The sequence below is a fragment of the Bacteroides faecium genome (assembly GCF_012113595.1).
Lineage (GTDB): Bacteria > Bacteroidota > Bacteroidia > Bacteroidales > Bacteroidaceae > Bacteroides > Bacteroides faecium.
In genome coordinates this window covers 4,459,400-4,481,657 of record NZ_CP050831.1, presented here as the reverse complement: position 1 = coordinate 4,481,657, position 22,258 = coordinate 4,459,400, and the positions used below count along the sequence as shown (strand labels likewise).

Here is a 22,258-nt window from a genome sequence, read left to right as displayed (position 1 = left end):
GTATCCCGGTTCATCACACAAACGCTTGATACTGTCAATAATTTGTATACCAACAGGATAGAGGTTAGCCCGCGCGACCGCAAGGAGTTTCTCCTTCCCATTGTCCATCTCTGCTATAACCGTGACTCTCCCTTTAACATTAAAGGCCCCAAGTTCTTCGCAGAGTGGTTGTTTCTGGCTGTTAATTTCAAGAAATCTGATGATTCGGACGAATCATTAAGTGTGGAAGAGATTGATTGTGAGATACAAAGGCTGAAGAGAACGCTTCTTGATGATTGATGGTTAAGAGCCAAATGTTAAAAAACTGCTTTTTGGGTACAAAAAGCAGTTTTTTTATTCTACACAAAAAGCCGTCCTTTGCAGCGTGTTACTATTGGCACAATTTAAATACATATCAACAAGTAAAATGAAAAATATCGTAATAACCACATACAGAGGACTATCACTCGTATCGGGAAGTATAAGTATCCAGCAATTGTTCGAATTTATCCGGGGGAATGTTTATCGCGACAGAATCCGGAGACTTCGGGAAGCTATGGAAGAGGGAGACACCACGAAGGCAGACCGCATGAAGAAGCAACTGCCCTACCACACCATCACGGCTACCTACATAAAGGAAAGACTGGCTTACAGTCTCGACACATATCAGGACATCATCACGCTTGACTGTGACGACATGCCGGCAGAAAAGCTCCCGGAATTCCGCCGACTGGTGAATGACTGTCCCGACACGTTAGGGGATTTCGTCAGCCCCCGCATGCACGGGCTGAAAATCTTCGTCTATCTCACCGGTGAAGAGGCGGAAGCCTTACGCGCCGAACTGAACGCGCTGGGAACTGTCGACTTCCCCACACTCGAACGATACCATCACCGCATGTACGCCCTGGCAAGCGACAAATACGAAAAGCTGCTCAATACGAAAGTGGATACAAGCGGAAGCGACCCGGGACGCGGATTCTTCGTGTCGCATGACCCGGACGCCTTCCTCTCTCCCGAACGGCTGGAAAACGTAAAGCCGCTCACCGTGAAGGTGACACTCCCCACCGAGGAAGAGTGCAAGAACAAGAAACGCAAGACTCCCCGTGAACGCTCCCCGCTCCTTCCCGTGCAGGAGAACGCGTCGCCCATCGACCTGCAAGTGCAGCTCGACTTCCGCAAGGCACTGGAATACACCCGGCGCAAAGAACGTCTTGAGACGGGCAACCGCGACAATTTCTTCTATTGCCTTGGCACTCAGTGTTACCGTCGCCATATCACGGAACAGGAAGCCGTCAGCCTGGCACACAGTCATTTCGGCGACAACCTTCCCGACTTCGACCTCGAACTCCCCCTGCACAATGCCTACCAATACACCTCAAAGACCGACCGGGCGGAAGAAGAAGAGAAGGAACCGAAAATCTGCCAGATAATCAAATTTATGGACGAACACTACGAAATCAGGAGAAACGTAGTGAAAGAGCAAATCGAGTTCCGGAAGAAAACGCCCGCCAGCCCCGAAGCAGGATTGCCGCCTTTCAACGCACTTCGTGTAAAGGATTTCAACACATTCTATGTCAACGCACATACAAAGAATATCAACTGCACGCAAACTGATTTGAAAGCAGTGGTAGACTCGGACTACGCAGAACCGTTCAACCCGTTTGTCCATTATTTCACCTCACGCAAGGCATGGGACGGGAAAACGGACTTCATCGGCCAAATAACGAAAACGGTGAAGGCGGCAGACCAGGCTTTTTTCGAAGACAGTTTCCGCCGGTGGCTCGTGGGAATGGTGGCGTGCGCCATCGACGACGATGCGCAAAACCACATATTGATACTACTCCACGGTGCACAGGGAAAGGGAAAGAGTACCTTTATCCGCCACCTTCTCCCGCCGGAACTTAAGGATTATTATCGCAACGGTATGATCAATCCCGACAACAAAGACCATCTGCTGCAAATGTCGTCTTGCTTGCTCATCAATCTGGATGAATTTGACACGCTCTCCCCCGAGCGTATGCAGAGCTTGAAAAGTCTTATCACACAAGATGTCGTAAACGAGCGCAAGGCCTATGACATCCAGAACTATACGTACATCCGCCGCGCGTCGTTCATTGCCAGTACCAACAACCCTCACTGCCTGCCGGACATCGGTCAGAACAGGCGTATCGCGTTCAACACTCTTCTGGACATAGACTATCACACGCCTGTCAATCATGAGGGGATATACGCACAGGCATACGCGCTCTACCGGCAAGGATTCCAATACTGGTATGAGAACGAGGAGATTACGTTTCTCAACAACCGCAATGAGGCGTTCCGCCAAAAAGACCCGTTAGAGGAAAATCTTTTCTTCTATTTCCGGGCTGCCAGGCCGAACGATATACATGCGCAATGGTTTCCTGCCGCCTACCTGATGTCGGTATTGAGCCTGAACGGGCGCACACAGTCCAACGCGCAGATGAAACAAATGCTGGTCACAGTACTGGAAAATAACCATTTCCACTCACGGAAGACCGACAACAAGGTGACAGAATATTGTGTGGTGGAGTATACGCCCCAAGAACGTACAGAAAACTCGATACGCCCGCAACTGCCGGTTCAGAAGGGGTTGGAGTTGTAATTTTCCCGTAAGACGGCAGTTTTTTACGAAATGGCGGATGAACGGATAAATTAGTGACATCAAGAGTGCCACATTCATCTGTTTTTCCGTATATTTGCTTCAATTATGAATGATGAATAAAGAAAGGAATCGCAATATGCTGAAGCAAATACCATACGGATTGACGGACTTCGGAGCCATTATTAAAGATGGCTTCTATTACGTGGACAAAACCATGTTTATTGAGAAAATAGAGAAGCAGCCCCGTTACCTGTTTCTGATTCGTCCCCGGCGTTTCGGGAAAAGCCTCACGCTGGCTATGCTGGAAGCTTATTATGATGTCCGGTATGCCGACCAGTTCGACGAATTGTTCGGCAATCTGTATATCGGGAAGCATCCTACGCCGATACATAACCAGTTTCTCATCATGAGATTTAATTTCTCTGAGGTGAGCTCGAATATCAATGAGGTGGAAGAATCTTTCCGGTTGCATTGCTGCGGGAAACTCAGACATTTTCTGCAAAAGTACGAGCATATATTGGGAAAGGAAATCTGGGATGTGCTGAACGCGGAGACACTCGAAGAACCGGGAGCATTGCTGTCCGCTATCAATTCGTACGCTACTCTCAAGGGAGATATCAAGATTTATCTCCTGATTGATGAATATGATAATTTTACGAATACTATTCTTTCAACTTACGGCACGGACCTTTACCGGAAAGCGACGCATGGCGAAGGATATATCCGGAGATTCTTTAATGTAATCAAAGCTGCCACGACGGGAATGGGTTCTGCCGTCAACCGTTTGTTCATCACGGGAGTAAGCCCGGTGACGATGGACGACGTGACTAGCGGATTCAACATCGGCACGAATATCACTACCGACCCTTGGTTTAACGACCTTGTAGGTTTCAGCGAGAAGGAACTACGCGAGATGCTGACGTATTACACAGAGCAAGGGGCTTTGCCTTTGTCGGTAGATGACGCGGTAACTATGATGAAACCCAATTATGACAATTATTGCTTTAGCAGAAACAAATTGGCGGATTGCATGTTCAACTCGGACATGGTGCTCTACTGTATGAAGTCATTGATATTGCACGGAGTTAAGCCGGACGAGATTGTGGACCCCAATATCCGTACGGACTTTAACAAGCTGGCCTATCTCGTCCGCCTTGACCACGGACTGGGAGAAAATTTCTCCGTCATCAAGGAGATTGCGGAAAAGGGAGAGATAGTGACTGATATCGTCACTCATTTCTCTGCATTGGAAATGACGGACGTGAGCAACTTCAAATCCCTGCTGTTCTATTTCGGACTGCTTTCCATCAAAGGGGTGGATATGATGGGACGCCCTATCCTGCACGTTCCCAATCTGGTGGTTCGCGAACAGCTATTCAATTTTCTGATTCAGGGATATGCCCGCCATGATGTCTTCAAGCTCGACGTGAACCGGCTGTTCTCCTTGTTTGAGAATATGTCTTTCAAGGGAGATTGGAAGCCATTGTTCGAATTTGTTGCCGGAGCTATCCGCGAGCAGAGCCGCATCCGCGAGTATATAGAAGGAGAAGCACATATCAAGGGTTTTCTTCTCGCCTATCTGAGTATGTTCCGCTATTATCAACTGTATCCGGAATATGAGATGAACAAAGGGTTTGCCGATTTCTTCTTTAAACCCAGTCCGGCAGTACCCGTAATGCCGCCGTACACTTATCTGCTGGAAGTGAAGTATGCGAAAGCCGGTGCGTCGGAAAAGGAGATTAGGATGCTTGCCGATGATGCGCGGGAGCAGTTGATTCGTTATAGTGGGGATGAATGCGTGGCGGAAGCTCGGGAGAAAGGGGGGCTGAAACTGATAACTGTTGTATGGCGCAGTTGGGAATTGGCGCTGGCGGAAGAAGTAGAGGTATAGGGAGCCTTAATCACACGAGAGGTATAAGAAGACTTAATCACTTGAGAAGTATAGAGAAACTTATCACATGAGAAGTATAGGGAAACTTATCACATGAAATGTGTGAGTGGGGCTTATCAATAAAAATCAGACACGGATTGCTAAATAAAAAATTAGGCGCGGATTACGCGGATTTCACGGTTTTTGTTAATCAAAAATGATTAGTTATCGTGTTATCCGCGTAATCCGCGCCTTAGTTTTATGGCTATGGCTAAGCGTTAGCGTGATTATTTGTCACCGTACATCTTCGCTCTCAGTTCCTTGATATGGTCTGACGTGATATATTCGTCATATTCCATCATCTTGTCGATGATGCCGTTCGGAGTCAGTTCGATGATGCGGTTGGCAACGGTCTGGATGAATTCGTGGTCATGGGAAGAGAAGAGGATATTTCCCTTGTACGTCTTCAAGTTGTTGTTGAATGCCTGGATAGATTCCAAGTCCAAGTGGTTGGTAGGAGTATCCAGAATCAGACAGTTGGCGTTGCGGAGCTGCATGCGGGCAATCATACAACGCATCTTCTCTCCACCGGAGAGTACGCTGACTTTCTTCAGCACTTCTTCGCCGGAGAACAGCATACGGCCGAGGAAGCCTTTCATATATACTTCGTTGCCTTCGCCGAACTGGCTGAGCCAGTCTACGAGGTTGAGGTCGGTGTTGAAGAAGTCGGTGTTGTCCAACGGCAGGTAGGCGGTGGTGATAGTCACGCCCCAGTTGAAGGTTCCCGCATCCGGCTTTATGTTTCCGTTGATGATTTCGAAGAAGGCAGTCATGGCACGCGGGTTGCGTGAAAGGAATACTATTTTGTCGCCTTTCTCTACGTTGAAATTCACGTCGTTGAAGAGCACTACGCCTTCTTCCGTCTTCTTGCTCAGTCCGGAGACTTCCAGAATCTGGTTGCCCGGTTCGCGTTCGGGAGTGAAGATGATGCCCGGATATTTGCGTGAAGAGGGTTTGATTTCTTCTACGTTCAGTTTCTCCAACATCTTCTTGCGGCTTGTGGTCTGCTTGCTCTTCGCTACGTTGGCGCTGAATCGGCGGATGAACTCTTCCAGTTCTTTCTTCTTCTCTTCAGCCTTCGCCTTCTGGTTCTGCTGCTGGCGGAGTGCCAACTGGCTTGATTCGTACCAGAAGCTATAGTTACCGGCAAACATGTTGATTTTTCCGTAGTCGATGTCTACCGTATGCGTACACACGGAGTCGAGGAAGTGACGGTCGTGGCTTACTACGAGCACCGTGTGTTCGAAGTTGGAGAGATATTCTTCCAGCCAGGTCACAGTTTCCATATCGAGGTCATTGGTAGGCTCGTCCAGCAGCAGGTTGTCCGGGTTTCCGTACAAGGCTTGCGCCAACATCACACGAACTTTTTCCTTACCGCTCAGTTCACCCATCAATGTGTAATGCTTGTCTTCCTTAATGCCCAGTCCGCTCAACAGCATGGCTGCGTCACTTTCCGCATTCCATCCGTCCAGCTCGGCAAATCTTTCTTCGAGTTCGGATACTTTCAGTCCGTCTTCGTCCGTGAAATCTTCTTTGGCATACAATACTTCGCGTTGTTTCATTATGTCCCACAACACGGTATGCCCCATCATTACGGTATCCATCACGGTAAAGGCGTCCCACTTGAAGTGGTCCTGGCTCAATACGGAGAGGCGTTCGCCCGGTCCCAGGGCAATCGAACCGGTAGTGGGGTCCAAATCCCCGTATATCGTACGAAGGAATGTAGATTTTCCCGCACCGTTCGCACCGATAATACCATAACAATTACCACTCGTAAACTTCAGGTTTACGTCATTAAACAACACTCTTTTACCAAACTGTACCGAAACATTCGAAACTGTAATCATCTTACCTTTTTCTATTTAACTTTAAACTTTTTCGCTTTGAAGCCGCAAAGGTAGGCAATTAAAATGAATTATGAGCTATCCGGTATGTGCCAATCTGACATAAAAGTGTTACCTTTGCAGCGTTTTTGGCAAAAACGCCAACTTGGCAAAGTTTTTGCTTGGGAAATTGATATTACGAATAAAAATAAAAAAAGATATGAATCCGAAAGAAAAAAAGGTGAAGGAAGAAGAGATGAATGTGGAAGACATTCTGAACAATGGTGCGGAAGACCAGCCGCAGAACGAACAGGCTGAGGACGCGGCTCCGCTGACGCACGAGGAAGAGCTCGCGCAGGAGTTGGGAAAGGCTCAGGAGACGATTGAGGAGCAGAAAGACAAGTATCTGCGCCTGTCTGCCGAGTTCGACAATTACCGCAAACGCACCATGAAGGAGAAAGCCGAGCTGATTCTGAACGGTGGCGAAAAGAGCCTGAGCAGTATTCTTCCGGTAGTGGATGACTTCGAACGTGCCATCAAGACGATGGAGACGGCAACGGATGTGAATGCCGTGAAAGAGGGCATCGAGCTGATTTACAATAAGTTTCTGGCTGTGTTGGCACAAAACGGGGTGAAGGTCATCGAGACGAAAGACCAGCCGTTGGATACGGATTATCACGAAGCCATCGCAGTAATCCCTGCGCCGTCGGAAGCACAGAAGGGCAAGATTCTGGATTGTGTGCAGACGGGATATACATTGAACGACAAGGTGTTGCGGCACGCTAAAGTAGTGGTAGGGGAATAAGATTAATTTGTAATTGACAAAGAAGCATGGCAGAAAAAAGAGATTATTACGAAATACTGGAAGTGACGAAGACCGCCACAGTAGAAGAAATTAAAAAGGCTTACCGCAAAAAGGCGATTCAGTATCACCCTGACAAGAATCCGGGGGATAAAGAAGCGGAAGAGAAGTTCAAGGAAGCGGCCGAGGCTTATGATGTGTTGAGTAATCCGGATAAGCGTTCGCGGTATGACCAGTTCGGTCATGCGGGTGTGAGCGGTGCGGCAGGCAATGGCGGGCCGTTCGGCGGTTTCGGTGGCGAAGGTATGTCGATGGATGATATTTTCTCTATGTTCGGCGATATTTTCGGTGGTCGTGGCGGTGGCTTCGGCGGCGGATTCAGCGGTTTTGGCGGATTCGGTGGCGGTGGCGGCGGTTCACAACAGCGCCGGTATCGCGGTAGTGACCTTCGCGTGAAAGTGAAACTGACTTTGAAGGAAATCTCCGAAGGGGTGGAAAAGAAGTTCAAACTCAAGAAATATGTGCCGTGTGACCAGTGTCATGGTTCGGGTGCCGAGGGTGACGGCGGTTCGGAGACGTGTCCTACTTGTAAGGGTAGCGGCTCGGTGATTCGCAACCAGCAGACGATTCTGGGCACTATGCAGACGCGTGTCACTTGTTCTACTTGTAACGGTGAAGGTAAGATTATCAAGAACAAGTGTAAGAAGTGCGGTGGCGACGGAATCATTTACGGTGAAGAAGTGGTGACGGTGCAAATCCCTGCCGGAGTGGCAGAGGGTATGCAGCTCGCTATGGGTGGCAAGGGTAATGCCGGAAAACATAATGGCGTGCCGGGCGATTTGCTGATACTTGTAGAGGAAGAACCGCATCAGGACTTGATTCGCGATGAGAATGACTTGATTTACAATTTGTTGTTGAGTTTCCCGACGGCTGCGTTGGGCGGCGCTGTGGAGATTCCGACGATTGACGGTAAGGTGAAAGTGAAGATTGATTCGGGTACTCAGCCGGGGAAAGTGCTTCGCCTTCGTGGAAAGGGGTTGCCGAACGTGAATGGATATGGAACGGGGGATTTGCTCGTGAATATCAGTATTTATGTGCCGGAAGCTCTTAACAAAGAAGAGAAAGCTACGCTGGAGAAAATGGATGCTTCGGATAACTTCAAGCCGAGCACTTCGGTGAAGGAGAAGATTTTCAAGAAGTTCAAGAGCTTCTTCGATTGATTTTTTGCTGTTATATATAGATAAAAGGTATAAGTGAGCTGTAATTTTTTTTGCGGCTCACTTATACTTTATATAAGGTAAGGTGAAATGGAAATGACTGGATGAATTAAATAATTTGAAGATATGGCAGAGCCTTTTAAGAACATGTACAATGAGCAGTTTTTCGATAGATTTACGAAAGACTTGAAACTTGTTATCAACGATTTTGACGCCCGCGGGTTTGTGGCCCGGATAATGGATGATGAATGGGAAAAAAGAGAATTAAAACAACGTTGCAGACATATTACGGCTGTTCTGAAAGAGTTTTTGCCGGCTGATTACAAAGATGCAATCGCCAAAATACTCGAACTGTTGGATTATGTAAAAAGTACGTATCCTGACTTCTCGGTCATAGACGATGAGAAGTTCGGGCTGACACTGGAATATGGGGCGATTCTGGATAATTATGTCGAACAATATGGGTTGGACGACTACGAAACTTCTGTCAGGGCGATTGAGAATATCACTCAGTTCACCAGTTGCGAGTTTGCTGTCCATCCTTTTATTATTAAATATCCGGACGAGATGATGAAGCAAATGCTGGTCTGGTCCAAGCACGAACATTGGGGAGTGAGACGGCTTGCGTCAGAGGGTTGCCGCCCGCGCCTTCCCTGGGCAATGGCGTTGCCGAACTTGAAAGAGAATCCTGCGCCAATCATTCCTATTCTGGAAAATCTCAAAAATGACCCGTCTAGGTTTGTACGATTGAGCGTTGCCAATAATCTGAATGATATTGCGAAAGATAATCCCGAAACGGTGATTGACTTGGTGAAAAAATGGCGGGGAGAGTCGAAAGAGGTGGATTGGATTATTAAACACGGCTGTCGGACTCTCTTGAAACAGGGTAATCCGGAAATGATGGAGCTGTTCGGCTTTGACTCTGTTATAGAAAATATCAGTATTGATAATTTCCAAATCCCAACGCCCAAAGTGAAAGTCGGAGATTCGTTGGAGTTTAGTTTTAAGCTGCTGAATCATAATGATAAAAAGGTCAGGATACGACTTGAATATGGCATCTATTACCAAAAAGCGAATGGAACGTTGACGAAAAAAGTGCATAAAATCAGCGAAAAAGAATATGCCGGAGATTCTGTTACACAAATAACCAGAAAACACTCTTTTCGGGTAGTGACAACGAGGAAGTTTCATCTCGGACTTCATCAAATCGCTGTAATAATCAACGGAAATGAGTTTGAAAAGTATAGTTTCGAATTGGTGGATTGAATCAGATGAGGTATAATGATTCTTCAAAGGTATCATAAATAAGTCTCAATTCATTTGCAGATACAATATTAAGTACTTATATTTGTACTTATCAAAAGGAAGATTATGAGAACAACCAATTATTCAGAACTAAGAAATAACCTCAAGAGTTATCTCGATGCGGTTATCAATGACAGTGAACCATTAATCGTTCATCGTTCAGGAAACGAAAGTGTAGTCGTTATTTCTTTGGAAGAATACAATTCTATCAAAGAGACTGAATACATCATGAAATCCCCCGCCATGATGGATATCATCAGAAAGGGAGACGATGAAATAAAAAATGGCGGCGGTACTTCGGTTGATATTGAAAATCTATGGAAATAAAACTTCTTGAACAGGCTAGAATAGACCTTGAGTACTGGAAAAAGACTGGGAACAAAGTCATTATGAATAAAATAACGGCTTTGCTCAGAGATATTTCAGAGCATCCATATACCGGTATAGGTAAACCGGAACCGCTAAAATATGAACTTGCGGGCAAATGGTCAAGACGTATTAACTCAGAACATCGAATCATCTATTCCGTACATGAAGATACGATTGAAATATATGTATTTTCTATGAGATATCACTATATGAAGAAATAAAAGGGAGTGACTCTCCCCTATAAATAATAAAACGCCCCATGAATGTTTGGTAACACATGGGGCGTTTACTATAAATTTCACTTAGTATCCCGGATTCTGCTTCAAATTCGTATTCATTACCCGTATCTTCTCCGGGATAGGAAACACGGTTGTATAGCCGCTTGCTTCATCCGGTAATTGCGGACGGCTGCTGTACGCTCTTGTAAACTTTCCGAAGCGAATCAGGTCTTGACGTCTCCAACCTTCCCAGGCCAGTTCAAGCTGACGTTCGGCAAGTATGTTTTCTAAAGTGGCGGAACGGGGAGCGGCGTTCACACGATTACGGACTTCGTTCAGTTCATTATCGCCGTTTTCACCGTTTCGTACTTTTGCTTCGCTCTTCATCAGTAAGGCATCGGCGTAGCGGAAGAGGACGATGTCGTTTTCCATCAGTTTACCGTCTTTGGTGGCGGTCGGGTCTACTTCGTACTTTTTCATGCGGGCGCCTGCCGTTTGTTCATAAGGGGTGTCGGTGATGTCCAGTTTTACGTCCCAGGGAAGATATTCCAGGACAGTGCCGTCGTCCAGTTTGATAACGTTTCCTTTGAGGTCACGCACGATGCCGGCGAAGTAACAGATGTCGAAGCGGGGGTCTTGGGTTGACTTCTCGTATTCGAAGGTTTCGAGGGCTTCAATCGTTGCGCTAGGACCGTTCTCGCCGCTTAAGCCGTAGGCTTTGGCGTGGTTATAGTGGCGGGAACGGAAAAGGTATTGCATTTGATTGGTGTATAAGGTTTTGTTCATCGGGATGGTGAAGATGTTCTCTATCGACGGTTCGTTGAAGACGGAGAAGTTTGTTTCGTATTTCGGTTCCAGTTTATAGCCGAGGGATTTTAGTTGGTCGCAGTAGTAGATGGTTGTTTCCCAGGCGTTGAGCTCGGTGCCGTTTACGGTGAATTTGATGTTCTTTCCGTCCGGGCGTTGGGTGTCCGTCCAGTCGTTGTCGGTGTAGACTTCGGCGTTCAGGGCTAGTTTGGCTAACAGGAAAGTGACTACGGGACGGGTGATACGACCGTAATAAGGGCCGGATTGGTTGCTGTGCACGTCACTGAGTAAAGGCTCGGCTTCCTGCAATTCGCGGAAGATAAATTCAAAGACGGTTTTGCGGTCGCTTTGGAGTACGTCTTTCATGGCTACGGAAGAAGATTGCACCAAGGGGATGCGGGCGAATAAGTCCATTAGGTAGTAATAGTACATGGCACGCATGGCTTGCACTTCGGCACGGTAGGCGGGGAGTTCCGCGTCGGAGTGGGTTTCGCTGAATTTATCTATTATTTCTAGTGATTTGTTGCTGAGCATTACGACTTTGTAGAGGTATTCCCAGGTGGCTTGGATGGCGTCATTTTCGATTCCCCAGTCATGCAGGTAGAGCCCTTGCCAGAAGCCGCCGTCGTACCAGTCGCCGCCACGTGTAGGGATGATGGCTTCGTCGGTGGTGAAGGTGTTCAGGTCGTAGACTCCCCTACCCGTTCCTTGCAGGCCTTGGCTGTCGCTGTAACCGCCGACGTAGGTGTAGAGTGAGGCTACGGCGTTGAGATATACGTCGGACAGTTTGTTGTAAACATCACCGGCGGGAAGTTTGTCCTTTGGATTTTCTTCCAGAAATTTATCGCACGAAAAGAGAGTCATACACATGATAAGAATAAGTCCTGTTATTCTTGTAAGTCCTGTTATTCTTGTTATTAACGGCTGTTTCATCCTCTTTGAGCATTGTTCTATTTCTTTTGAGCATTGTTCTATCTTCTTTGAGCATTGTTCCATCTTCTTTGAGCGTTGTTCCGTTACTTCGGAAAATTGCTCTATATTTTTCAACTGTTTTTTCATCATGTCGTCCTCTGTTTTTAGAAGTTAATACTTAGTCCCAGTATGTAGGTACGGGCTAACGGGTAGCCGCGTTTGTCGTCCACGCCTAAAGTTGAGTTTACGGTGGAGCTGTTAATCATGGGCGAGAGTCCCGAATAGCCGGAGATGGTCGCCAAGTTGTTGACGGTGAACGCCAGGCGCAGGGAACGGACGTACTTTTTGAGTTTCTGCACTTTCTCTATGGGGACGTTCCAGCCTAGGGTCACGTAGTCGAAGTTGACGTAATCCCCCTTTTCCAGCCAGTAGTCCGTGGCGGTCTGGTCTTTTATGTTCTGCTTCGGGGCTGCTTTCATGACGTTGTAGTCGGGGAAGATATTCATGTTCATGTAAGTCAGAGAAGTTCCGTTGTAGATTTTGTGACCGAAGGCTCCGTTAATCTGGACGGAGAGGTCGAAGCGTTTGTAACGGAAACTGATGTTGGAACCAAGAATCGTTTTCGGGACGGCTTGCCCGGCTACGTAACGGTCTTCGCCGTCTTCAAGGCTGACACCGCCGCCGTTTAAATCAGCGATGCCGTAGGTGTATCCGCCGTTGCCGTCGGATTCCAGTCCTGTGCTATGGGGAAGGTAGAAGACGCCTAGCGGTTGGCCTACCATTTGGTAGACGATGTGGTTGTATCCGCCGTGGAAGCCGGCGCCGTCAAGACTGGCAAGACTTTTGTATTCGGGGGCGGAAATCATTTCGCCGTTGTACATACCGCTCAGGGAGAGCAGTTTGTTGCGTTGGAAGGTGATGTTGGCGTTGATGTTCAGTTCCATGTCCCGGGTTTTCAGAGGGGTGATGCCGATAGCGATTTCAGTACCCCAGTTGCGCATGGAGCCGATGTTCGCCAACAGGGTGTTGTAGGTGAATGGCGGCACGCTGACATTGTAGAGGTAGAGCATATCGGTGGTGCGGGAGTTGTAATAGTTGGCGGAGAGCAGCAGGCGGTTGCCGAACAGGGCTACGTCGATGCCGGTGTTGAAGGTATGCTTTACTTCCCATTTCAAGTCGGGGTTGGTGTTCCGCAAGTCGCCCAGGGAGACGATGGCGGAGTTTCCTACGGGAACGACACCGTTCGGTTTGACGAGGTTCAGCGTTGTGTAGGAGTCTATTCCGCTTTGGTTACCTGCAAGGCCGTAGCCGATACGGAATTTCAGATTGTCTACCATAGGGAGCTGTTTCATGAATTTCTCTTCACTAATCACCCAGGCGGCGGATGCGGAAGGGAAAAATCCCCATTTATTGTTAGCGCCGAATTTTGAGGATGCGTCGGTACGGGCGTTGAGGGTGAGTATGTAACGGTCGGCGTAGGTGTAGTTGAAGCGTCCCATGAAGGAAGCAAGGCGGGGTTGCTCGTAGTAGGAGTTTGTACCTTCCCACAGGCGGAGCGCGCCTGCTTGCAAGTTATTGTAGCCGAATTTGTCGGTGCTGAAGTTGGTTACTGTGGTGTAGTATCCGGTATAGGTTTCTTTCTGGAGTTCGGCGAGGGCGAGGGCGTCGAAGAAATGTTTCTTCCAGTGCTTCTTGTAGGTCAGCATCATATTGCCTAACAGGGATTCACGTTTTTTAGTTCCTTTGTAGGCTTGCCCGTTTGCCCAGACGGATGTGGGGAGATATTGGGAGTTTTCGACGATGTTGTAGGTGTAGGCGCCGAAGAGTGTGAGTTTCAGTTCCTTCATCAAGTTGAATGTCAGGCGGGCGTGGGTGCTGATATGCGAGGTGGCGTCGTCGTCCTGCACTTCCATCCATGCCAGTGGATTGGTGATTTGACTGGCGGTGGTGATGCCGTCCCAAGAGTTGGTGACGGGGTCTTTATGGTTGGGATAAGTTGGGTTGAAGGTGGCTGCCGAGTAGAATGTCTTCTGATAATCTACCAGGTTATGGTTCTTGAGGATGGAGCCGAACATTCCCAGTTCGCAGTTTAAGAAACCGTCGAACATACGCTGGTTCATGTTCATGTTGGAAGTGAAGTTCTTCATGTCTTCGTTCAAGATAACTCCCTGGCGGTCCATGAAACCGAGGGAGACACGATAGTTGGACTCACTGGAACCGCCGTAGAAAGCGATGTGGTGGTTCTGCTGCAAGCCGGTTTGTTCGATTTCTTTTTGGAAGTTGGTGTTGTAGCCTTTGTCGAGGATGGAGATACCACGTTCCGAGGCAACTTGGCGGAATTCGTTGCCGGAGAGCATTTTCAAGTTTTTGTAGACGGTGGAGATGCCGAAGCTGCCATTGTAGGCTACTTGCGTCTTGCCTTGCATCCCTTTTTTCGTGGTGACTTCTATGACACCGGAAGCACCGCGCGAGCCGTACTGGGCGGTTTCGGAAGCGTCTTTCAAGATGGTGAAGCTTTCGATGTCAGTGGGGTAAATAGAGGTCAGCATGCTGAGGTCGCCGAATACTCCGTCGACGATAATCAGCGGGTCATTGCCACTGGTGAGAGAGGTCGTTCCCCGCAGGCGAACAGCGTCGAGGGCGGCAGGCCCGTTACTTCCCCGTTGGATGGTCAGACCGGGGACACGGCCGCGAATCGCTTCCAAAGGATTCGTTATCTGGTCTTTGTTCATCTGTCTTTCCGTGATTTTCTCTACGGAGCCGGAGATAGTTTTCAGACTTCCGGTGGCGTATCCTACCGTGATTAGGGAATCTATGGGAACAGTTACAGGAATCTTCTGCGCAAACAAGCTGCTGCAAGAGGTTATCAGAAGAAGACCGAGAAAAGTTAGTTTACCGTGTCGTCGTACCATGCTGATTAGTTTTTTAAGGTAATATTACAAATATAACAAAAAAAGAGGGAATCTGGTTGAGTAGATTCCCTCTTTTATTCATATATAGTATGAAATTAGGCACGGATTACACGGATTTCACTGTTGTTATATAATACCGATATTCAGATAAATCGTGAAAACTGTGAAAATCGTGAAAACTGTGAAAACCGTGTAATCTGTGTAATCCGTGCCTGAATATCTATTTCACGATTATCTCATCGGTAAATATCCAGCCACCGAACTCTTTTCCGGCTTGTGCCTGATAGCGTACATATCTTCCTTGCGCATTTCCTTCCCAAGAGATGTCCGTGAATTTAATAGGGACTTCTTTGGTTACTTCAAAGGTTTGATGTTTCAACTCGGTGAAGTTGGTTCCGTCATCGGAAATAGAAATCGTGACAGATGCGGGCAGGAATACTTCCGCGCCTACTACTTGCATAAAGGTAGCGATAATGGAGTGGACGGAAACGTCGGCTTCCATGTCAATGGTTACGTCCAGGCGGTTCTTTGAAATAAAACCTTGCCATGCACCGTCACCGTATGTCCAGTCACCGCGTATGCCGTCCGTCAATGTCACGTCGCCTTTCGCCGCATAAGAAGAGTTGTACGGAGCGTTATAAGTCACTTTTTTCCCTAATGCCAAATGCGTAACGGGACAGGTAGATTCCGGGCGACTACCGATTTCGTTTTTAAGGTCGAAAGGATGGTAGCCTTTTGCCTGCAAATCCGATACGGCTTTCAAAGCACGGGCATGGAAGTCCGGCCATGATTTACGTTCGGGAGCCGACCAGGCAACTTCCGCCAACGCCAATGTGCGGGGATATAACATATACTCTACATGTTCGGGAGTCGGAACATATTCTGTAAAAAGGTTAACTTGTGCGCCATACACAAGTTTCGCCTGTTCCGCTGACAATGAAGCGGCAACCGGATTGTAAGCATAGACCTTTTTCAGAGGCAGGTATCCGCCGATGGCTTCCGGCTGGGAGTACGGGGCATCCTGATAACTGTCCAGATAGCAGTGGCTTCCCGGCGTCATGACAGCCCGATGACCGGAAGTAACAGCAGCAATGCCGCCTTCTTCGCCACGCCATGACATGACTGTCGCATTAGGAGCCAGACCGCCTTTAAGTATCTCGTCCCAGCCCAGCAAACGACGGCCGCGGGCGTTCAGAAACTTTTCTATCCGGTGAATCAGGTAGCTTTGCAGTTCGTCTACGTGAGAGAGGTGCTCGTCCTTCATTCTCTTCTGACATTTCGGGCAGGTTTTCCATGCTGCCATACCGGCTTCGTCACCGCCTATATGAATGTATTCGGAAGGGAAAAGTTCGAGGACTTCGGTCAGTACATTTTCAAGGAAAGTGAATGTCTCTTCGTTGCCGACACAGAAGTCCGCATTCTTATAGGGTTCACCCGCACAAGAGAGTTGCGGATAAGCTGCCAGTACTTCTTCCGAGTGGGCAGGCATTTCAATCTCCGGAATAACCGTGATAAAATGCTGACGGGCATATTCTACGATTTCACGGATATCATCCTGGGTATAGTAACCGCCGGAAGCTCCGGGTTCGTCGAAACGGACGTATTTGCGGTCGCCATTCCACCATTTTTTCCAGTTGGCATCGGTACGCCAGGCTGCAAATTCTGTCAGCAGAGGGTATTTCTTGATTTCAATCCGCCAGCCTGCCGCATCCGTGAGGTGCAGATGCAGACGGTTGATTTTATAGAATGCCAGTGCGTCTATCTGTTTCTTCACAAATTCCTTGGTGAAGAAGTGGCGGGATACGTCGAGCATCAATCCGCGATAAGCGAAACGGGGCGTGTCCTGCACTTCAACGGCAGAAACGGTGATGACGCCCGCGCCCGAAGAAACCGATAGCTGCAAGAGTGTCTGAATCCCGTAGAAGAGTCCGGCTCCCGAAGTTGCTTGAATCTGGATTCGCTCCGGTGTGACGGACAGCGTATAACTTTCAGGAGTGGGCAACTGTCCGCTCTTTTCCGTTATCAATAGAGAAAGTACATTCTGCGTATCTTTCTTTTTCCCTTTCTTGAGATGAACCGGCAATGCTTGCAGGCAATTCTCCAGAAGCTGCGCTTCTCCACCTTGTAGGTTTGTATAAAGTTTTGTTTTCTCTGACAGTAAAAAAGAGCCCGTCCCCTGCTCCATTTTCAACGGGACAGGAATGACGGACTGTGCTTTGAGGGAATGTGCGGTCAAGCACATTCCCAATACCCATAAGAAAAGACAAACTTTAGCGTATCTATTTCTTATATTCATTAATCTATCGTGATTTCGTCTACAAACAAGAATGCCGGATTATCTTTGCCACCATGCCATGCTGGTATTTTACTTTCAGACAGGGCAACCACTTTCACGTATTGAGTTTTTACCGGGCTGAATGACAGTTTATGTTCGTAGATACCATTCTTATCGCTTTCTTTCATAGCAGGATACTCCTCGGAAGCGACTTTGGTAAAGTTCTTGCCATCGTCCGAAACTTCTACGGAGAGTCCTCTCGCGTCAAACACCCAGTCGCCCTTCTCCACGCAAGTAGAAATAGCAACGCTCGAAATCTCGGTGGGCTGCTGAAGGTCGATAGTCATATCCATATCGTTCTTGTAGAATGCAATCCAACGACCGGTCTTGTAATTGCCGTTTCCTTTCAAGCCGTCTACCAGTGTAGATTCGCCTTTGAACATGTATTGCTTATTGACAGGTTGGTTGGCTACAATCGGCTTCATGCTGGATTTGCTGAAATTAATCTTTTCAGAAACCACACGGCTGTTTCCGGTAGGACGGACAGCAATGGCAGAGAAGGTTACATTCTCCTTGATTTTCAGCGGGCTTTCATAAAGCGGAGAAGCGGCGGTAGGTTCCGTGCCGTCCAAAGTGTAGTGGATAGGCGCATTGTCGATGGTAGACAAGGTGATGTCCAGCGTACCGTCTGCCGGGTTCGGAGTGTATTCGGCAGTAACGTTGAATACATGTTTACCATAATTGTATCCTTCCGCATCGTACCACTTAATCAAGCGCGGCAGACGGGACAGGAAGTCTTCATAATTCTTCTTTTCGGGAGCCGACCACTGGATTTCGGACAAGGCAGCCCAACGGGGTAATACCATATACTGGGCATGAGAGAAAGTAGGAATGTATTCAGTCCAGAGGTTAGCCTGCACGCCTTTGATATATTTCTGTTCTTCCGGAGTGAGGGAAGCCGGCATCGGCTCGTAGCTATACACTCTTTCAAGAGGCAGGTAACCACCAATACCGAGAGGTTCGTTCTCCGTGTCTTTTGTCTGGTAGTAGTCGAAATACAGGTAAGTGTTCGGTGTCATGATAACATCATGTTTCTGTTTTGCCGCTTCGATACCACCGCTCTCGCCACGCCATGACATGACAGTCGCGTTCGGTGCAAGCCCGCCTTCGAGGATTTCATCCCAACCGATAATCTGACGTCCGTGGTCGTTGAGGAATTTTTCGATATGGTTGATTACAAAGCTCTGCAAACGTTCTTCCTTGCTATGCTTACCATCCGATTTCAAGCCCAGCGCCTTGATACGTGCCTGGCATTTCGGACATTTCTCCCAACGTACTTTCGGACATTCGTCACCGCCTACATGGATATATTCCGACGGGAAGATTTCAATCAGTTCGGCATATACGTCTTCGAGGAATTTCAATACCTGGTCGTTTCCGGCACAGAGCACGTCTTCGGATACACCCCATTGTCTCCATACTTCGTACGGGCCACCTGTACATCCGAGTTCCGGATAAGCGGCAAGAGCAGCCTGCATATGTCCCGGCAGGTCGATTTCGGGGATAACCGTGATATAACGTTCGGCAGCATAAGCTACTATGTCTTTCGCCTGTTCCTGAGTGTAGAAACCGCCGTAAGGTTTGCCGTCATATTCACCGGAGTTGCGTCCGATAACTGTCTCCGTTCTCTTGGAACCGATTTCCGTCAGTTTCGGGTATTTCTTGATTTCCAAACGCCAGCCCTGGTCTTCAGTAATATGCCAGTGGAAACGGTTCATATTGTGCAAAGCCATCATGTCGATATATGTCTTCACTTCATCTACGGTAAAGAAATGGCGGCTGGTGTCGAAATGCGCGCCACGATAAGAGAAACGGGGAGCATCCTTTATCTCTACTGCCGGCAAGGATATATCCGCACCCACTGCAACGGGCAAGGATTTGCGCAAAGACTGGATTCCGTAGAATACTCCGGCTTCCGTAGGACCGGTGATAGTGATTCCGTCACCTGCTACTTTCAACTGGTAGGATTCGGGATTTTCGGCTTCCGCTCCCAATGCCAGTACAATAGCGTTCTTGCCTTCTGTTCCGGCTTCGATGGCAAAGTCTTTTCCGGTAGCTGTTTTCAGATAGTCTGCCAGAAACTTTGCGTTGCGTTGCATCTTTTCGTTACCTTCCGGATAAAGGATTTTCACTCCGCTCTTCAAGATGAAGGGACTTCCCTGAGCTGTAACGATTTCCTGCGGCAAGGGGATGATTTGGTAATCAGCTTCTTGTTGCGCGGATTGGCACGAAGCAAAAAGTCCCGCCACTGCCAGGCATCCGGTTAGTTTTAAAAGTTGTTTCATAAACTAAAAAATTAGGTGTTAAGTTACTAATAGATATTTAATTATAGGTTTCACGAATATGTTTGAGTCTCAATGACAACTCTTCCCCTTTCTTTATTTGGGGAGAAGTGATGACGACCGTTTTACGCTCTCCGGGCAGAAGGTCGAAGAAGTTGTCGCTGAAACGGGCACCCTGCAAAGGTACTTCGATAAAGACATCTTTTGCCAGAGCGGGAGAAAGAAGTGTCAGTTCGCATTTGCCGTCTGTCTGCTTCATCTTGCAGGTGATGGTCGTTTCGGGCAGGAGCAGGTCTTTGGTCTTCTCGAAGAAGTAGACTGTTTCGGCTACCGTATGACCGGCTTTGTCTTTCAAGGTCAGTTGCATGAAGCAATGGCGGAGTGCTTCCGAAAGCCGTTTTTCCACAGAAGATTGAGACGTTTCCGAGGATTTACGCTCTATTAAAGAGAGCAAATCGCCGGGCTTCGCCTTGTACACGCATTGGGAAGTATTTGCCGGAATCGACAAGGATTTCAGTTGTATCGGCTTTCCTGCCTTTTTCCCTTCAAAATCTGTTATCTTCATTTCCAATGTCATCTTCTCCATCGTATCGAGACGGTCTGAAAGAAGATAAACGCACAGGCTGTCATTCTGCCGGATGGGGTTGATATGGATAGGGGCGAAAGCTCGTTTCGCCTGATAATGCAGGGCTTTCCAGTTGCCGTAATAGTCGATGCCCGACCAGGAGACAACAGGCCAACTGTCGTTCAATTGCCAGTATAATGTACCCATGCAATAGGGGCGGTTGCGACGATGGGCTTCCAGTCCGTGGCGCATGCCTTGTCCTTGCAATACAAGTCCGACGTAGACGAAGTCCTCAAATTTCTCAGGTACGATATAATCGCGTTCCATATAGGTACGAATCAAAGCATTGCCGATGCTGCTCTTCTGATGGGAGTTCATCACTTCCGATTCGATTTGGTAATCTTCGGGGGATGCGAATGTGGCAATGGTTTTCATTTCGGGGAAGGACTGGAAACCGAATTCGCTCATGAAACGCGGCAAATCGGTGTCTAAGGATTCAAAGGGTTTCTTTCCATACCAGACGCCCCAGTTGTGGCTATCCCCTATTCCCCATGATTCGGGACGTCCCCAGTTGGCGAGATAGGGAGAGCTGTGGATGTAGAAGCGGTCTGCGTCGAGTTCTTTCACTTTGGCGGGAAGCAACTCACGGAAGAGTTTGTCGTAGCCGGTCATCATTTCCTGGTAGATTTCCGGAGTGTATTTTTTCTGATAGCCCCAGTATTTCAAGGCTTCGAGTATTTCGTTGTTGCCGCACCACATGGCTAACGAAGGGTGGTTGCGGAGACGGCGGATGTTGTAGCAGGCTTCCGCCTCTACCCTCTTCAAGAAGGTGGGGTCGGACGGATAAGGGGTGCAGGCAAACATGAAGTCCTGCCATACCAGTATTCCGTTCTCGTCTGCCAGATTGTAGAAGCGGTCGTCTTCATAGGTTCCCCCGCCCCATACGCGGATGACGTTCATGTTCGCTTCCTTGATGTCGCGGAACAATGTCTGATAGCGTTCGGTAGTCACATTCGTCAATAGCGCGTCCTGGGGTATGTAGTTGGCTCCCTTGGCAAACATCGGGATACCGTTTACTTCAAAATAGAAGGATTCTCCGTCCACGTCCTTTTCGTTCACCAGGCGGACGGTGCGAAGTCCGATTTTGTGAGATTGTTCGGCTACGACGTTGCCTTCGGTGATGATTTGGGCGGAGAAGTCGTATAAGGTCGGAGCTCCCCAGCCGTTCGGCATCCAGCGTACCGGTGAGACGACTTCCGTAGGGATACATATGCGGTTGATTCCGGGTTGCAGGGTGACGGTTTGGGTGATGGCGGATTCCTGTTCCCCTTCGAGCGAGGTTTTTATTTTTATTTCTGCTTGAAGCGGATGGGGAAGTATGTTGTTTATTTCCAGTTCATTGGATAGCTTCGCTACCTGGTCGGTCAGGGATAGTTGCTTCACGTGGTAGTCGCTGATTGAGGCGGCATCGTAGAAGCGGATAGTTACCGGACGCCAGACGCCGCTGGTCACCATGCGGATTCCCCAGTCCCAGCCGTAGCTGTAAGGGGCTTTGCGGGAGAATACACTCAGGTGTTTCTCGTGGTGGTCGTTGTCGGCGGGATAGTTGAATCCGTTGGAAGCGTATTGGGGTAATGTCTGCCGGATGGGCGAATGAAAATATATGTGAAGGAGATTTTCTCCGGAACGAAGGTATTGTTTTACGGGGATTGTATAGCCGACGAACATGTTGTCGGCTTTTAATAGCAATGCTCCGTTGAGGTAGACGTCAGCGTAGGTGTCGAGCCCTTCAAAGGTAAGTTGGGCGTCGTCACGTTTCAGTTGGTCGGGGGTGATTGTGAAAGCCGTCCTGTATTCCCAGTCTTCATTTTCTATCCATTGGATTTTCTGTTCGTTGGTACCGTAGAAGGGATTGGGAATGAGGTTATGATGAATAAGGTCTTGATGTACCGTGCCGGGGACTACGGCTGTGCGCCATACCTCTGTCCCCACTTGGGAAAATTCCCAGCCTGTGTGCAAAGTTAGAACTTCTGAATTGTCATTGCTCTGGGCATAGGCCATGCTGCAACAGCAGAGTAATCCACACGCTATTTGAGCTTTTTTTCCGGTTAAATTAATCATCATAGTGGGGGCATTAGATATTAACGGTGTCAAAGATATTATTTTTCCGCCAATTTTC

The 22,258-nt window shown here is 48.2% G+C and carries 14 protein-coding genes; 8 read left to right on the top strand and 6 right to left on the bottom strand.

Features of this window, described 5'->3' with window-relative positions; genetic code table 11:
- The first annotated feature begins 42 nt into the window (after nucleotides 1-42).
- From BacF7301_RS16525 to BacF7301_RS16515, 3 genes are all read left to right on the top strand, one after another.
- Nucleotides 43-279, top strand: coding sequence for a hypothetical protein (locus BacF7301_RS16525; protein WP_167959399.1), 237 nt, complete (start codon nucleotides 43-45; stop codon nucleotides 277-279).
- A 127-nt stretch (nucleotides 280-406) separates the two neighbouring features.
- Nucleotides 407-2,602 carry a VapE domain-containing protein gene (locus BacF7301_RS16520; protein WP_167964494.1) on the top strand — a complete coding sequence of 732 codons (2,196 nt, stop codon included), beginning with the start codon at nucleotides 407-409 and terminating at the stop codon, nucleotides 2,600-2,602.
- 136 nt (nucleotides 2,603-2,738) lie between these two features.
- Entirely contained in the window at nucleotides 2,739-4,493 is a 1,755-nt protein-coding gene (locus BacF7301_RS16515) for an ATP-binding protein (protein WP_167964492.1), read from the top strand.
- A 266-nt stretch (nucleotides 4,494-4,759) separates the two neighbouring features.
- On the opposite strand, the gene BacF7301_RS16510 is transcribed toward BacF7301_RS16515, so the two are convergent.
- Complete coding sequence (locus tag BacF7301_RS16510; protein ID WP_167964490.1) at nucleotides 4,760-6,379, bottom strand: ABC-F family ATP-binding cassette domain-containing protein; 1,620 nt, start codon at nucleotides 6,377-6,379, stop codon at nucleotides 4,760-4,762.
- 196 nt (nucleotides 6,380-6,575) lie between these two features.
- Here BacF7301_RS16510 and BacF7301_RS16505 point away from each other — a divergent pair, with 196 nt between their 5' ends.
- From BacF7301_RS16505 to BacF7301_RS16485, 5 genes are all read left to right on the top strand, one after another.
- Entirely contained in the window at nucleotides 6,576-7,160 is a 585-nt protein-coding gene (locus BacF7301_RS16505; RefSeq protein WP_167964488.1) for a nucleotide exchange factor GrpE, read from the top strand.
- 26 nt (nucleotides 7,161-7,186) lie between these two features.
- On the top strand, nucleotides 7,187-8,377 hold the full coding sequence (gene dnaJ, locus BacF7301_RS16500) for a molecular chaperone DnaJ (protein WP_167964486.1): 1,191 nt from the start codon (nucleotides 7,187-7,189) through the stop codon (nucleotides 8,375-8,377).
- Nucleotides 8,378-8,500: 123 nt separating this feature from the next.
- Nucleotides 8,501-9,640: a DNA alkylation repair protein gene (locus BacF7301_RS16495; protein ID WP_167964484.1), complete on the top strand. Its 1,140-nt coding sequence runs from the start codon at nucleotides 8,501-8,503 to the stop codon at nucleotides 9,638-9,640.
- A 105-nt stretch (nucleotides 9,641-9,745) separates the two neighbouring features.
- The gene (locus tag BacF7301_RS16490; RefSeq protein ID WP_022139717.1) at nucleotides 9,746-10,006 is read left to right on the top strand and encodes a type II toxin-antitoxin system Phd/YefM family antitoxin; all 261 of its coding nucleotides are present in this window, start codon (nucleotides 9,746-9,748) and stop codon (nucleotides 10,004-10,006) included.
- On the top strand, nucleotides 9,997-10,269 hold the full coding sequence (locus tag BacF7301_RS16485) for a Txe/YoeB family addiction module toxin (protein WP_167964482.1): 273 nt from the start codon (nucleotides 9,997-9,999) through the stop codon (nucleotides 10,267-10,269). Before BacF7301_RS16490 ends, BacF7301_RS16485 begins: the two co-directional genes overlap by 10 nt.
- Nucleotides 10,270-10,350: 81 nt before the next feature.
- Here BacF7301_RS16485 and BacF7301_RS16480 read toward each other — a convergent pair whose 3' ends face one another.
- The 5 genes from BacF7301_RS16480 to BacF7301_RS16460 form a co-directional block, all read right to left on the bottom strand.
- Nucleotides 10,351-11,943, bottom strand: a complete 1,593-nt coding sequence (locus BacF7301_RS16480; protein ID WP_245208484.1) for a RagB/SusD family nutrient uptake outer membrane protein — start codon at nucleotides 11,941-11,943, stop codon at nucleotides 10,351-10,353.
- 206 nt (nucleotides 11,944-12,149) lie between these two features.
- Nucleotides 12,150-14,897 carry a SusC/RagA family TonB-linked outer membrane protein gene (locus tag BacF7301_RS16475; RefSeq protein WP_167964478.1) on the bottom strand — a complete coding sequence of 916 codons (2,748 nt, stop codon included), beginning with the start codon at nucleotides 14,895-14,897 and terminating at the stop codon, nucleotides 12,150-12,152.
- A 220-nt stretch (nucleotides 14,898-15,117) separates the two neighbouring features.
- Nucleotides 15,118-17,193 (bottom strand): glycoside hydrolase family 20 protein, encoded by a 2,076-nt coding sequence (locus BacF7301_RS16470; RefSeq protein ID WP_167964476.1) that lies wholly within the window; start codon nucleotides 17,191-17,193, stop codon nucleotides 15,118-15,120.
- Nucleotides 17,193-19,517: a glycoside hydrolase family 20 protein gene (locus BacF7301_RS16465; protein WP_167964474.1), complete on the bottom strand. Its 2,325-nt coding sequence runs from the start codon at nucleotides 19,515-19,517 to the stop codon at nucleotides 17,193-17,195. The genes BacF7301_RS16470 and BacF7301_RS16465 overlap by 1 nt, the downstream gene beginning before the upstream one ends.
- A gap of 37 nt (nucleotides 19,518-19,554) precedes the next feature.
- Nucleotides 19,555-22,203, bottom strand: coding sequence for a beta-mannosidase (locus BacF7301_RS16460; RefSeq protein ID WP_167964472.1), 2,649 nt, complete (start codon nucleotides 22,201-22,203; stop codon nucleotides 19,555-19,557).
- Nucleotides 22,204-22,258 lie beyond the last annotated feature (55 nt).

Coding starts and splice junctions, on each gene's coding strand:
- BacF7301_RS16470 (WP_167964476.1), bottom strand. CDS start 17,193: ATGAATATAAGAAATAGATACGCTAAAGTTTGTCTTTTCTTATGGGTA.
- BacF7301_RS16465 (WP_167964474.1), bottom strand. CDS start 19,517: ATGAAACAACTTTTAAAACTAACCGGATGCCTGGCAGTGGCGGGACTT.
- BacF7301_RS16520 (WP_167964494.1), top strand. CDS start 407: ATGAAAAATATCGTAATAACCACATACAGAGGACTATCACTCGTATCG.
- BacF7301_RS16510 (WP_167964490.1), bottom strand. CDS start 6,379: ATGATTACAGTTTCGAATGTTTCGGTACAGTTTGGTAAAAGAGTGTTG.
- BacF7301_RS16480 (WP_245208484.1), bottom strand. CDS start 11,943: ATGTGTATGACTCTCTTTTCGTGCGATAAATTTCTGGAAGAAAATCCA.
- dnaJ (WP_167964486.1), top strand. CDS start 7,187: ATGGCAGAAAAAAGAGATTATTACGAAATACTGGAAGTGACGAAGACC.
- BacF7301_RS16495 (WP_167964484.1), top strand. CDS start 8,501: ATGGCAGAGCCTTTTAAGAACATGTACAATGAGCAGTTTTTCGATAGA.
- BacF7301_RS16490 (WP_022139717.1), top strand. CDS start 9,746: ATGAGAACAACCAATTATTCAGAACTAAGAAATAACCTCAAGAGTTAT.
- BacF7301_RS16515 (WP_167964492.1), top strand. CDS start 2,739: ATGCTGAAGCAAATACCATACGGATTGACGGACTTCGGAGCCATTATT.
- BacF7301_RS16485 (WP_167964482.1), top strand. CDS start 9,997: ATGGAAATAAAACTTCTTGAACAGGCTAGAATAGACCTTGAGTACTGG.
- BacF7301_RS16475 (WP_167964478.1), bottom strand. CDS start 14,897: ATGGTACGACGACACGGTAAACTAACTTTTCTCGGTCTTCTTCTGATA.
- BacF7301_RS16460 (WP_167964472.1), bottom strand. CDS start 22,203: ATGATGATTAATTTAACCGGAAAAAAAGCTCAAATAGCGTGTGGATTA.
- BacF7301_RS16505 (WP_167964488.1), top strand. CDS start 6,576: ATGAATCCGAAAGAAAAAAAGGTGAAGGAAGAAGAGATGAATGTGGAA.